14 protein-coding genes are annotated in these 13,435 nt (G+C 40.1%); 2 read left to right on the top strand and 12 right to left on the bottom strand.

Annotation, left to right across the window (positions count from 1 at the left end; translation table 11 throughout):
• Positions 1 to 103: 103 nt before the first annotated feature.
• A complete protein-coding gene (locus tag BM146_RS00395; RefSeq protein WP_074882787.1) occupies positions 104 to 301 on the bottom strand; it encodes a DUF6465 family protein in 198 nt (65 codons plus the stop codon).
• Positions 302 to 352: 51 nt separating this feature from the next.
• Entirely contained in the window at positions 353 to 538 is a 186-nt protein-coding gene (locus tag BM146_RS00390) for a hypothetical protein (RefSeq protein ID WP_074882785.1), read from the bottom strand.
• Positions 539 to 638: 100 nt separating this feature from the next.
• Here BM146_RS00390 and BM146_RS00385 point away from each other — a divergent pair, with 100 nt between their 5' ends.
• The gene (locus BM146_RS00385; protein WP_074882783.1) at positions 639 to 1,880 is read left to right on the top strand and encodes a sensor histidine kinase; all 1,242 of its coding nucleotides are present in this window, start codon (positions 639 to 641) and stop codon (positions 1,878 to 1,880) included.
• A 9-nt stretch (positions 1,881 to 1,889) separates the two neighbouring features.
• On the opposite strand, the gene BM146_RS00380 is transcribed toward BM146_RS00385, so the two are convergent.
• From BM146_RS00380 to BM146_RS00340, 9 genes are all read right to left on the bottom strand, one after another.
• Complete coding sequence (locus tag BM146_RS00380) at positions 1,890 to 2,621, bottom strand: lysophospholipid acyltransferase family protein (protein ID WP_074882781.1); 732 nt, start codon at positions 2,619 to 2,621, stop codon at positions 1,890 to 1,892.
• A complete protein-coding gene (locus tag BM146_RS00375) occupies positions 2,614 to 3,657 on the bottom strand; it encodes a 5'-3' exonuclease (RefSeq protein WP_074882779.1) in 1,044 nt (347 codons plus the stop codon). Before BM146_RS00375 ends, BM146_RS00380 begins: the two co-directional genes overlap by 8 nt.
• Before the next feature lie 30 nt (positions 3,658 to 3,687).
• A complete protein-coding gene (locus BM146_RS00370) occupies positions 3,688 to 5,967 on the bottom strand; it encodes a 6-pyruvoyl-tetrahydropterin synthase-related protein (protein ID WP_074882777.1) in 2,280 nt (759 codons plus the stop codon).
• Positions 5,964 to 6,602 (bottom strand): cytidylate kinase-like family protein, encoded by a 639-nt coding sequence (locus BM146_RS00365; RefSeq protein WP_074882776.1) that lies wholly within the window; start codon positions 6,600 to 6,602, stop codon positions 5,964 to 5,966. The genes BM146_RS00370 and BM146_RS00365 overlap by 4 nt, the downstream gene beginning before the upstream one ends.
• Positions 6,603 to 6,813: 211 nt before the next feature.
• Positions 6,814 to 7,524, bottom strand: coding sequence for an ABC transporter ATP-binding protein (locus BM146_RS00360; protein ID WP_074882774.1), 711 nt, complete (start codon positions 7,522 to 7,524; stop codon positions 6,814 to 6,816).
• A gap of 233 nt (positions 7,525 to 7,757) precedes the next feature.
• Positions 7,758 to 8,513, bottom strand: a complete 756-nt coding sequence (locus tag BM146_RS00355; protein WP_074882772.1) for an ABC transporter ATP-binding protein — start codon at positions 8,511 to 8,513, stop codon at positions 7,758 to 7,760.
• Positions 8,513 to 9,562 carry a branched-chain amino acid ABC transporter permease gene (locus BM146_RS00350; RefSeq protein ID WP_074882770.1) on the bottom strand — a complete coding sequence of 350 codons (1,050 nt, stop codon included), beginning with the start codon at positions 9,560 to 9,562 and terminating at the stop codon, positions 8,513 to 8,515. Before BM146_RS00350 ends, BM146_RS00355 begins: the two co-directional genes overlap by 1 nt.
• A 36-nt stretch (positions 9,563 to 9,598) precedes the next feature.
• Complete coding sequence (locus tag BM146_RS00345; protein WP_074882768.1) at positions 9,599 to 10,483, bottom strand: branched-chain amino acid ABC transporter permease; 885 nt, start codon at positions 10,481 to 10,483, stop codon at positions 9,599 to 9,601.
• A 386-nt stretch (positions 10,484 to 10,869) separates the two neighbouring features.
• A complete protein-coding gene (locus BM146_RS00340; RefSeq protein WP_074882766.1) occupies positions 10,870 to 12,078 on the bottom strand; it encodes an ABC transporter substrate-binding protein in 1,209 nt (402 codons plus the stop codon).
• Positions 12,079 to 12,253: 175 nt separating this feature from the next.
• On the opposite strand from BM146_RS00340, the gene BM146_RS00335 reads away from it, so the two are divergent.
• Entirely contained in the window at positions 12,254 to 12,766 is a 513-nt protein-coding gene (locus BM146_RS00335; RefSeq protein WP_074882763.1) for a hypothetical protein, read from the top strand.
• Between the two features lie 271 nt (positions 12,767 to 13,037).
• Here the strand turns inward: BM146_RS00335 and BM146_RS00330 are convergent, their stop codons facing one another.
• Positions 13,038 to 13,304 carry a hypothetical protein gene (locus BM146_RS00330; RefSeq protein WP_074882761.1) on the bottom strand — a complete coding sequence of 89 codons (267 nt, stop codon included), beginning with the start codon at positions 13,302 to 13,304 and terminating at the stop codon, positions 13,038 to 13,040.
• Positions 13,305 to 13,435 lie beyond the last annotated feature (131 nt).

Below are 13,435 nucleotides of genomic sequence, written 5' to 3'. Positions count from 1 at the left end.
TTGTAGTTAAAATTACTATGTTCGCTATCATTATACAGAGAAAAACAGGTGGGAGAATAATCTCTTCCACCTGTTCCTGATTTACAAACTCAAGTGAACAAAATTAAAGTTCAAAGCTTCCGTTTACGTCGCCATTTACCACGTAATAAGCTCTGCCCTCTTCCGGCTTAACATAGATATCAAGAGACTTGATGTCTTTTTTGCCATATGCTTTCTTGGCTGCAGCAACGAGCTGATCCTCTGTAACTGCCTTATCGCCAAACTGAAGCTCGATTTTTGTGTTTACTTTACTAGCTGCCATCTTTATTTTCCTCCCCTTATCAGAAAATGAATTGTATCACAAAATAGTATACTACCAATTATTTCTGCATGCAATTGCGAGAACTACGCCAAGAATAATAATTATTATCGAGAAAACCTTCATCCATGCGTATGTCTCAGGTTCTTCCGTATTGTCCTTGTTAAGCTCTGCAAATGTAAAGAACACAACCCCTGCTATAAAAACAACAGTTGCAAAAACAGCAAATATCTTATTCATGCATTTCTCCTGAACACTTTTTATTAAAATTCTGATGATATTATTATACAATATAATTAAGGTATTTTGAGCATTACTTAATGTGTTTAGGAGAGACATCATGCGAAACATCAACTTTATTAGACCTAAGTATAGTCTTAAAGAACTTATTGAATTCGAATCAGATCCTATTCAGAGAAAAGAAAAAACAAAGACGACCATCATTCTTCTTGCCGGCTTTATCTTATACAGCATCATTGCCTCAATTCCGGCTGCTTTGGCTCAATACAAGCACGGTCTTGTTACAAACATTAGTATTGCATTTCTTTTTCTTGGACTTGGTATTGTCTTGTACAAAACACAGCGACATATCATCATTACGATAGTTGGCTCTTACATGCTCTCTATACTTCTTTTTATCCATCTTATCATGGAGACTGACTGGAACATTGGAATGGACGCTTTCTGGCTTTTTATTCTCATCATGCCGTTCATTACCGACTACCTTGCAGGTGTCTTCTTTGGAACCATAAGTTCTTTGAGCGGTTTAGTGTTAAGCCTGCTGTTATTCAAAACTCCTCTTATTTTGTACCTTCAGCCCTATGGAAAAAATATGATTGACTGGTTCTCGATAATCTATGTCGTAGTCATGGCTGCTGCCGCAGTTATGGAATATGAGCTTACCATGTTTCAGATGCATAAAAAAGCTTCCGATAAAGAAATTTCGTATTACCAGAATGCACGTAGCAAAAGATTAAAGGAGCAGCTCTCTATTTACGAAAGCAATGAGCTTATAATCAGAAAATATAAACATGATATCAGGCACTACAACAGAGTTCTGGCTGGTCTTATAAGCGACGGCAAGTACCAGGATGCTCTTTCCTATCTGAAAGACTTTGATTCCAAGTTAGAATTAGTTTCCGTGGTGTCATATTGCGACAATCAGATTGTTAATGAATTTTTGACAATTTATGGTGCAAGATGCCAGAAACTCGGTTTTAAGCTTCGTGCAAAAGCTATTGTGCCTGAAAGGCTTCCTGTGGAATCCACAGATCTCACAAGTCTTGTAGCAAATACTTTGGAAAATGCCCTGGAGGCTCAGGAGAGAATCCCTGACCCAAGCAAAAGAAGTATACAGTTTGAGCTGACTTACGATGGAAGAAAACTCAAACTCCTGTGCAAGAATCCTTGCATAATAGACACAAAATTTGATGAAAGCGGATTGCCTATAAGCACAAGAGCAGTCCCAAGTGGAATTGGAACTGCTCAAATAAAAAACGTAGCTGAAAAATATTGTGGAGTTGCCAGCTTTATCCAAGACAACGATTCCTTTATAGTAAAGGCAGTTATGACTGTTATGTGATAAATCTTTTCACTCCGATATCTTTTCAAAATGTTCTCTGATTTTGGCCTTGATACGTTCTTCTACCAGTTTTGCTATCTCCACAGTCTTAAGATCTTTGTACTCATAATAATTTATCGGGTTCAAATAGTACACGTAGGTCTGTGTAGGTCCATAGTGTGAATCAGAGTTGTAGACTTTATAGGAATCAACAAGGGCAACGGGCACTATAGGTACCTTCGCCATTTGAGCAACTTTAAAGCTTCCTGCCTTAAACTTCTCAACTATGTTTCCATTGTTTTCCTTGTATCCGCCTTCAGGAAAAAGAATAAACTTCCTTCCGCTTTTCAGTTCGGCTGCCATTTCATGAAAAACTCTTATGGTCTGTCTAGGATCATTTAAGACAAGCCTTTTTCCCTTAACAAGTCCTAAAAACTCAGAAACCAAAATGATATGGGATCTCTTTTCATCCATAACAAAGGAACATGGTTTTTTATGTGTTATGAAAATCCCCAATACATCGTATTTCCCCTGATGGTTGGGATATAACATATATCCGCCCTCTTTGGGGAGATTTTCGGTACCAAAAGCTTCCGTGCTATAACCTGAGGAACTGTTCATCTTGGTGACCATCTCATTGGCAAGAGCATATCTCTCTTCGTCAGTATGTCCATCGATATTAAGAAGCCAAAGCCTTGTTTTTATAACATAAAAGATTATTCTATGTAAATTTAATAATATAGTGTGGTAATAATTACGCATTGATCTTTTCCATAAGTGACTTAAATCCATATTTTTCAAACTGTTCTTTGGCTTTATCTACATTGATGTTTATCTTAAAATCATCAAGCTCTTTTTGGAAATCATAATCTCTTCTGATCATAGCAAGGTCTTTTGACAAGAATGCCATATCTCTGTATTCATTAAGAGCCTTCATGGGGCTCCTTGAAATACCCAGTTTTTCTTTCCAGTACGCGGCAAGTTCTTTTAGTTTTTTAGCATCACCGTCGCAGGAATCAATTGCCTCATATATTCCCTCAACAGTGCCATATTCTGCAAGTAGTGGCATTGCAGCGCTGCTAACTCCCTTAACTCCCGGGATGTTATCGCTGCTATCTCCCTGAATTCCCTTAAGATCAGGAATCTGGCAAGGCTTCACCCCGTACTCAGAAAGGCACAGCGGTGGTGTGACTTCAAAAGCCTTATCCGGAATTTTCACCATCTTGCTGTTCCAGCCATACTCTGTACTATATTTGGCCTGTAGTTCATCAGCAGTTTCCTGCTTGGTCTGGATCAGCCAGACTCTTGTATAATCACTTACAAGCTGAAGATAATCGTGATCCTTAGTGATTATGTAGGACGGGATCTCTTTCTCAAACTTTGAAACAACACTGCCCACAATGTCATCGGCCTCATACTTCATGTCGTACATGACCTGAAAGCCCATATCCTCAAGGAGCTTTTCCATGTTTTCAAACTGCTCCTTTAAAGGCTCGGGAGTCTCGCCACGGTTTCCCTTATAATCAGCGTATTTTTCTCTCCTGAAAGTATCCCTTGTCATATCAAAAGCAAACATCATATGAGTAGGCTTCTGCTCATCTATGATCTTAAGAATAGTACGCAACATACCATACATAGCGTTTGTGTACTGCCCCTCATCGTTGTGCATTATCTGGGAAAAGAGCTTTTCCTTTTTCTCAGGGTCTTTTTCAAATAAAAGAGCTTTTGGAAGGTTACCATAATAATTGGTAACAAGCATTGAACTTCCGTCTATCAAGATAAATTTATTCTGTGACATATAATAGTATCCTTATCATCAGTTTATATGTTAGGCATGCTTATACTTAAACATCTTGTATCCCCAGAAAATAAATGCTGCAAGGGATGCAAGTTCAGCAAGTCTCCAGTGCCATGGCTCTGTGAACTTGATTGTGATAGTTCCGCTAAATCCGGCTGGAACATCAATTGCAAGCTTAAAGCTGTCTGCTCTATAAGTCGCAAGTTTCCGGCCGTTGCCCTTAGCTGCATAGTATCTGTATCCCCACAGAGGTGCTTCAACAGTAACTGTCTCACCTGTCGGGTTATCTACCTGGGCTGTCAGATTAAGAGCATGTCTGGAAATAAGTGACGCTGTAGCCTGAGTATTCTCATCTCTTATTACCATGTCTGTTTCCGACGAAGTAAGACCTTCATCTCTTCCCGGAATAATGAATTCTGCATCGAAATTCGCTCTAAGTGAAGTCTTATCAAACATTGTAAAAGGATTAGCTTCAAGTGAAGTTTCCTTATAAAGCTCGCCCCCATGATAGATGCAGGTCATAAGGATTATTGCACCTGTGATCAGCGCTACGCTCTTTCCGGCTTCCTCTTTTGTGATCTCTTTTAAACTTGCTGCAAGAATAAAGATTGTTATTGCAGCCACTATATCAAGGATATGCCATGGATACTGAATCTCCGCAAAGTGCTCGAAAACGCCTGGCAGTCTATCCTTAAAGATAAAGTATACCTTGTTGTTAAGACACATATAGAAAAGAAATGCGTTAAACAGCACAACTCTGATATATACAGATGTCTTTTCCTTAAACTTTCCGGAAATAGCTATGGCGATTCCCAGAGCCATTATGGCAATAAATCCGTAACCTATTCCTGCCCAACCGCCTGAGTCTTTGGACTTATCTGCAACTTCAGTAAAAATAGTTACCATTTCATGGCCACGTTCCCACAGAATGTCGCTGTAATCATTTCCTCTCATATCCTCAAAGTAATCAAGAAGAGGTACAACAAAAAATGCGCTTGTAAGGAACGTAAGTCCACATGCCTTAAAAAGATCCAAAAGAACCGGTTTCTTTATAGTCTTTTCTATCATAAGAAGGCAGAAAAGAGGTATTGTAAACGCAAGGATATAAGGCGTAATTACATGATTTGAAACCACAAGAGCAATTCCAAATGCGAGTGTGATATAGCCGTATTTCTTTTCCCTTGTATATATATCATAAAGCCCTAATACAACCATTGGAAGGAAGGTGTAAGCACCATACTCTCCAACCGTTGCACCTGTGTAAACTGCCTGGAGTCTGAATCCGTTGAGGGTAAAGAATCCGGCGCATAAAAGTGCAATGTAGTCGTTTTGAGAAACGCGTTTGCCGGTATGATAAGAAATCCATGCAGTCAACACATTCATAAGGAAAATGTAGAACTTATATGCAAACTGAACGCTAAATCCAAGGAGTACCAAAATAGCTGAAGGGTATAGAAATACATCGCCGTAACCAACACCAACTGCGTATCCGTAGTCATTGTCCCAGCCGCTCTGGATCTTAACCGGGAACTGACCGCTCTTTAAGCCCTCAGCCAAAAATGCGATTCTTCTGAGATGGTAAAAAATGTCGTCTCCGAAATATATTTTTCTGTAAAACAGCATAAAACTTGAAAAGAAGATGATGAATATCATTCCAGCGATAACATATGCTTTTTTATTCAAATATTCTGCTGTTTCTTTCTTTTTGAACAGATAAAGGAAAAGAACTAAATCAATGAGAAGCAAAATGAAGAAGAACTTCGCAGTCTCGTGAAGTACAGTCATACCAGCCATGTAAGTAATGGTCACACTGTTTACAAGGACATAAAGGTCATCGCCTGTAGCATCCGTCTCAGGTCCCATTCTCACTGTGAAGTTTGTACCATAATGAACCCAGGAAAGATTGCTTGTAGAAGTATCTCCCGATGGAATTGCTGCATGATCGCTGCTTACAAGATTCGCAGACTGGGCAGTTGTGGGATCTCCCGAAGCCAAAAGTGTGCTGTAATTGGTATGCCATGTGCCTCCGTTACTTGAACAGTCTATTGTTACTGAATAGATTCCCTTTTTCAAAAAGACATCCGGCGTATAAACTACGCTCTCTGGCTTACTGGAGTGATCAGCGTAGAAACCGGGCTCAGTTACTGTTGTTCCCGATGCCTCATCATAATATGACAGTATCATATCATCGCTGATAAAAGAAATTTCTTCGTGCCTGTAAAATCTTAGGGCATTAACCACAAGAAGTACTAGCTCGAGAGCTAGTACTCCAATAATTAAGTATTTTTTGTTTGCAAAAAACTTTTTCATTCAAAAATATCCTCGCCAAAACGTACTTTAAGTTGGGCCTTGATGGCTCTAACAGTTCCTTCAAATCCAAGTTTGCTACTGTCAAGACACAGGTCGTAGTTCATGGCGTCGGTCCAGTTCTGCCCTGTGTGGTGATGGTAGTACTCGGCGCGGTATTTATCCTCTGTTGCTATGTATTTCTCCAGTTCTTTTCCTGTAAGAGGCTGAACCTTACCCGCCTGCTCCATAAGGAAATCATGGGGCGCATGGACAAATACGCTTAGCACATTTTCATAATCTTTTAAAACAAAATTAGCCGCACGTCCAATTATAACACAGCTTGTATTTTCTGCCAGTTTCTTTATGGATGCAGCCTGAAGATTAAATAGATTATCTTCAGAAGTAAAGTCCTTACTGTCAGGGCCTATAACTTCCCCCTTATATACGTTTACCGGAGTGCGCAAAAATCCCCTTTTCCTGCGCCTCTCATCAACCTCCAGAAAAAGTCCTTCACTTACGCCGCTATCTTCCGATGCAACCTTACTCAGCTCTTTATCATAATAGTGAATGCCCAGATCATTGGCCAGCATTTCTCCAACTGTACGTCCACCACTTCCATACTGACGGGCTATTGTTATGACGATGTTTTTTTTCATATATACCTCCAAGTAAGTTAAACTTCGTTTCACACAATTATATGGAAGTTAAACTTCGCTACACACAATTATATGGAAGTTAAACTTCGCTACACACAATTATATGGAAGTTAAACTTCGCTACACACAATTATATGGAAGTTAAACTTCGCTGCACTCAGTTTAACGCGCATTTACCAAGCTCAAAAACACTTCGCTAGGTAAATGCAGCTCAGCCTAAGTACGCCTTTTTAATTTCTTCATCATTTAAAAGATCAATGCCTCGTCCTTCCTTCACGATACTGCCGGTCTCAAGGACATAGGCTCTGTTTGCAATGGAAAGTGCCTTTTTAGCGTTCTGCTCAACCAAAAGAACTGTCACTCCGTCTTTGTTTACGTCCTCAATGATGTTAAAAATCTCATTTACAAAGATAGGTGAAAGTCCCATGGATGGCTCATCCATAAGGATAATATCCGGATGTGACATTAATGCTCGACCCATGGCAAGCATCTGCTGCTCACCGCCTGAAAGAGTTCCGGAAAGCTGATTCTTTCTCTCCTCAAGTCTCGGGAATCGCTTATAGATCATCTCCAAAGTGCTCTCAAACTCTGCCTTATCATTTCTGGTGTATGCTCCCATCTTAAGATTCTGCAGGACAGTCATCTCTGCAAATACTCGTCTTCCCTCTGGGACCTGTGCCATTCCAAGACTGACTATCTTGTGATTTGGAATCTTTGTAAGTTCTTTTCCCTTATACCGGATACTTCCACTGTCGGCCTTAATAAGGCCTGACAAGGTGTGAAGTGTTGTAGTCTTTCCGGCTCCGTTTGCACCGATAAGTGCCACGATTTCGCCCTGATCAACGTGGAAAGATATTCCCTTAAGAGCCTGTATAACACCGTAATATACACTTAAATTGTTTACTTCAAGTAAATTTGCCATTGGATAAATTACTCCTTGAGTTTTTTCATAAAAAAGAATGTCGCTTGCGACATTCTCGCGCCGAGCGCGGTTGCATTTATGCAACATCTTCCAATCACGCGAGTGCGCATCCTTAGCGGAGCGATCTTTTATATCATAGGAAGCAATTTCCTATGATATAAAGAAGTTCTGCTCTCACTATCGTTCGCCAGAACACGTTCGAACCAGACTCGAAAATACCTCGTCAGGTTCTCTCAGCCCAAATACGCTTTAATTACTTCAGGATCAGCCAGAACTTCTTTGGTTTCACCCTGACACAGGACACGACCAAAGTTGAGTACTGTAAGCTTCTCACATATTCCTGAAACCAGCTTCATGTCATGCTCAATGAGCAGGATAGTCATATCAAACTCTCTTCTTACAAGAGCAATTGTATCCATAAGTTCTTTTGTCTCATTAGGATTCATGCCTGCTGCCGGCTCGTCAAGTAAAAGAAGCTTAGGATTTGTCGCCATAGCTCTGGCAATTTCAAGCTTTCTCTGCTTACCATAAGGAAGATTAGAAGCCAAAATATCTTTTTCCCCATCAAGGTCAAAGACCTTAAGAAGGCGAAGAGCTTCCTCTTCCATCTCTTTTTCTTTTGCCCTGTAGCTGCCAATATGGAAAATACTCTCAAACAGGCTATATTTAATGCGCTCGGAAAGGCCAACCTTAACGTTATCTATAACTGAAAGCTGCTTGAAAAGTCTGATGTTCTGGAAGGTTCTTGCTATTCCTGCGTGATTGATCTCGATTGTGTTCTTCCTTGTAATGTCCTGTCCATCAAGCTTTATGATTCCTTCATCTGGCTTATAAACGCCTGTAAGAAGGTTGAAAACTGTTGTTTTTCCGGCACCGTTTGGTCCGATAAGGCCGTAGAGCTCGCCTTTTTCTATCTTGAGATTAAAATCTCCAACTGCACGAAGTCCGCCAAAAGAGATGCTTAAGTTATTAACTTCAAGTAAAGCCATTATGCCATCTCCTTTCCGCTCTTCTTTAATATATTGCCAAAAGTTCTTTTTCTCCACTCGATTACCTTAGGTGACCAGTTCACGATCATCATAACGATGAGTACGATTGAATAGATCAGCATTCTGTAGGTGTTAAGGCTTCGTAGAAGCTCCGGAAGAAGATAAAGGATACATGCCGCAATAACGCTTCCTCTGATGTTTCCGATGCCGCCAAGAACCACGTAAACCAGGATCATGATCGATGCGTTATATCCAAAGTACTGGGATGAAGCTGTAAGAGTTGTGATGTTATGCGAGAAAATAACTCCTGCAGCGCCGGCAATTGCTGCTGAAATTGTAAATGCCATCATCTTGTATCTTGTTACGTTGATACCTGACGCCTCTGCAGCTATATAGTTATCTCTGACTGCCATGATAGCTCTGCCGTCTCTTGAATTGATCAGGTTGAGAACGACAAAAAGTGAGATAAGAAGGACTGCGATTCCGATGGCAAAATTGGAATCATGTGGTGTTCCTGTGATTCCCATAGCACCGTTTACAATAACCTGTCCATCCTCTTCCATATTGAGTTCCATGGCGTTTTTCATAGAGAAGTGAAGTCCATGGCTATCTACTCCAATATAAAAAGCATTGATGACATTTTTTATGATCTCGCCAAAGGCAAGAGTAACGATTGCAAGGTAGTCGCCCTTAAGTCTCAGAACAGGAATACCAATGAGGAATCCAAAGAGGGCTGCAAAAGCGATGCCTATGATAAAAGCAATAATGAATCTTGGTGCGGTTGGAAGCACTTCCTCAGTCACTTTTGAAAAGAATGCGCTGGTAAATGCTCCGATGCACATAAATCCGCAGTGTCCGATACTGAGCTCTCCAAGTATTCCGACGCAGAGGTTAAGTGCCACAGCGATAACCGCATAATATGTCATTGGAACCAAAAGGCCTTTCATGTGGCTTGACAGGTTGCCTGTTGCCGATAACACCTGAAATATTATGAAGGCAAGAATAACTATTCCATATGTGATGAGATTGTCACGTTTTGTTTTGCTCATTTATATATACCCTTTCGTTAAGGATGATCGCTAAGATTAAACTTTTTCCAAGTATTTTTTTCCTAAAATGCCGGTTGGTTTAACAAGAAGTACGATAACAAGAATCCCGAACACGATTGCATCTGAAAGCTGTGATGAAATATATGTCTTACTCAGTATCTCAACGATACCGAGAACAAGTCCTCCGATCATGGCTCCTGGAATTGAACCGATTCCCCCAAGAACTGCTGCCACGAAAGCTTTGATACCTGGCATAGCGCCTGTATATGGTGAAAGTGAAGGATATGCTGAGCATAAAAGTGCACCGGCGATAGCTGCAAGAGCTGAGCCAATGGCAAATGTAAGCATGATGGTTCTGTTTACGTTAATGCCCATAAGAGCCGCAGCTCCCTTATCCTCAGATGCTGCCAGCATAGCCTGTCCCTGTTTTGTCTTATTTATAAAAAGCTGTAAACCGATGAGAATAACGATACTCACAACAATTGTAACGATCGTTACTCCCTGTATCTTAAGTTGTCCATCAAAAAGTGTGATTCCTTCCCATTTGACTACGGAAGTGAAAGATTTAATGTCAGCTCCAAATATTAAAAGTGCTATGTTTTCCAAAAGGTAGCTGACACCAATTGCAGTGATAAGAACTGCCAAAGGAGATGCTGCACCTCGAAGTGGTCTGTATGCCACGAACTCAGTTGTAATTCCCAAAAGTGTGCAAAGCACGATTGCAATAAGGATTCCTATAACAGGATTGCCTGAAAGTGCTGCGCTTACTGAGAAAATAATGTAGCAGCCCACCATTATGAAATCACCATGCGCGAAATTAAGCATCTTGGCAATTCCGTAAACCATCGTATATCCAAGGGCTATTATGGCATAGATACTGCCAAGACTCAGACCATTTATGAGATATGTCAAAAAACTCATAGTCTCCTCCAAATTATTGATATCTTTTTCATGATCAGAAAAACGCAAGAAATGCGGATTTCTCTAATATTTGATGGGAAAATAAGCTCATTTTTATATTAAATAATGATTTAATTCTTGCATCAATATAATGATAACACAGTAACAGAAAACGAGGGCATTTATTTCTAAGCGCCCTCGCTTGCATTTATTATTAAAAATTAGTTATTAACGGTCATACTTTTCTTCATCTCTATAACCAGATATCCGAATGTATGTACAAGCACTTTTGTTGTTTTTAAAAACGTCGGTACTTAGATACTGTTTTTTGTATCTTAGTACCGCTAAGTTTTTAATAAAACGAAAGCGGCAACAAAATGATTGTACATCTGAGGATATCGTCCGTTTTAGCTGGCAGAAACGTATGCACCATCCTTGATAACTACAGCCTTTGGCTCTTTGTTAGGTTCACCGCTTGCATCCCAAGTCATCTTTGTTGATGTAAGACCTGAAGCTTCAATCTCTGTCATAGCGCTCTTAAGAGCTTCACAAAGATCAGATGTGCTCATATCAGGAGTTGCATTTTTAGCCTCAAGAGCCTGCTTGATGATGAATACTGCATCATAAGCATCTGCTGCGAACTGGTTAGGTGTATCACCATATTTTTCTTTGTAGTTCTTAACAAAGTTAACTGTAAGATCATCTGTTGCATCTGCTGCGAAAGGTGTAAGAAGCATTACGCCTTCAGCAAGTGCTGTGTCAAAGTTCTCAACTGAAAGAATACCATCCATACCATCAACACCGAAGAATGTTGGAGCATATCCCATTGTGTTTGCCTGTGTAAGGATAAGTGATGCATCTTTGTAGTAGATAGGAAGGAATACAAGGTCTGCACCTGCATCTTTTGCCTTCTGAAGCTGTACTGAGAAGTCTGTGTTGTTGTCCTGTGTGAAAGCTTCAGCTGAAACTACTTCGTAACTCTTTCCCTCTGACTCCTGAACAAACTTCTGATAAATTCCGTTTGAATAAACATCTGAACTGTCATAGATGATACCAACCTTTGTAGCAAGGTTGTGATCTGAAATATATTGAGCAGAAGCAATACCCTGGTTAGGATCTGAGAAGCATACACGGAATACGTTGTCATATTTTACGCAATCCTCAGCTGATCCTGAAGGTGTAAGCTGGAACATGTTGTCAGCCTTTGTGTACTCTGAAACTGCGATTGAACAGGCACTTGTTGTTGAACCCACAAGGATCTGCATGCCCCAGTCCTTAAGAGTGTTATAAGCATTTACTGACTTCTCAGCGTTGAGCTCATCATCTTCTTTGCTGTACTCAACCTGATAACCATTGATTCCGCCTGCTGCATTGATCTCTGCAACTGCAAGCTCTGCTGCGTTACATACAGCGTTACCATAAGCTGCTGCGCCACCTGTAAGAGGTCCGATAGCACCAATCTTGAATGTAGCACCTGATGCACTGCCTTCTGACTGTGCTTCGCCTTCTGCTGTCTCTGTAGCACCTGTGCTCTGAGCATCACCACATCCAACAAGTGATGTAGCAAGGATCGCTGACGCCATGAATACGCTAAATGCCTTAGTGAACTTCTTCATAATATTTTTCCTCCTTCATAAGAATGTAAACACAATGTATATATGTATACAATCTCGTATTTACTTTTAAAGGTTAAAGCATTGTAGTGTAAAAGTCAATAGATTCCTGAGATTCACTTAAAAAATTGCAATATTCATTTATGATTGTTACAATTAAATAAAGGGGGATAAACATATGCTTCAGTTGTGTTATCTGGGGATGGCTTTTGCAGCGGTGTTTTATATAGTTTTTGGGCTCGCTGTAAAGCTCATGGATTTAGATGACAAGTTCCGTAATTATACCAGGCTGGTCATCTTGATAACATCTCTTTCTATTCTGGTGTTATCATCTTTATGTTCTACTATTCTTAATATGAGGGTTGGTATCTATCTGTATGGTATACTGAGCCTGATTCTTTTTGTGGCATCTTCGTTCATTCTGCTTTCCATTATTATTGAACTGCATCATATTAATACTAAAAATAAAGTCCGCAGGTTTATGATTCTTTTCGATAAAGTCGAGAGCTTTATCCGCGAGGGCAAAACTCAGGAAGAAATCATGTCTTATCTTACCGGAATCCAAAAGCTCACCAGCAAGGAAGCCAGTGATTTCCTTATGTTCATTTCAGATCCAACAAATCATCAATTTCTGTCTGACGTCAACGCCCAGATTCAGGCCGCCAAGGTTAAGTATGAGAAGAAGGGATGATGATAGTGAATGAAATCATAAAAAAGAATGTCGCTTGCGACATTCTCGCGCCGAGCGCGGTTGCATTTATGCAACATCTTCCAATCGCGCGATGTGCAGATCACTTGGCGAGGTTTTTTCGAGCCTAGTGAAATGTCATACACAGTAGTGCGCTTCCTTAGCGGAGCGATTTTTTATATCATAGGAAGCAATTTCCTATGATATAAAAAATTATCCCAGAACTATTTGCTAGTTCTGGGATTAGATGAGTACGGTAAAATCATTTAATAAGTCATACAATTCTAAATTCATCGAACTGCGGATCTTCGATGAAACTCTTAATAAGATTCAATGGTGTCAGGCCAATAGCTTCATGATGAATCTGCTCTCTGATAACCATCTTTTCGTACGAAGATAATGTTGAATACTCAGGGTGTGTCTTTTCGTACTTTTCGTTCAGCTGGTCAAAAAGATTATACTCCGGATCGCCCCACGCAAATACTTCGGCTGTCTTCAAGTTTGGTTTGAACGGAGAGTATTGCAGCTGGCTGTTACTCATAAGCAAGTCGCTCCTTTCTCTCTTTCCATTTATGTCCAACAATTGAAGTCTTTTCCGAAGGATAAGATTATCCTTCAACATAATTTTATCATAAATTTTAACTTTATTTCATAATTACTTATTAAAATTTA

The sequence above is a fragment of the Butyrivibrio proteoclasticus genome, assembly GCF_900115735.1.
In the GTDB taxonomy this organism is placed as follows: Bacteria; Bacillota; Clostridia; order Lachnospirales; family Lachnospiraceae; genus Butyrivibrio; species Butyrivibrio proteoclasticus_B.
This window is presented reverse-complemented; position numbering and strand designations above follow the sequence as displayed.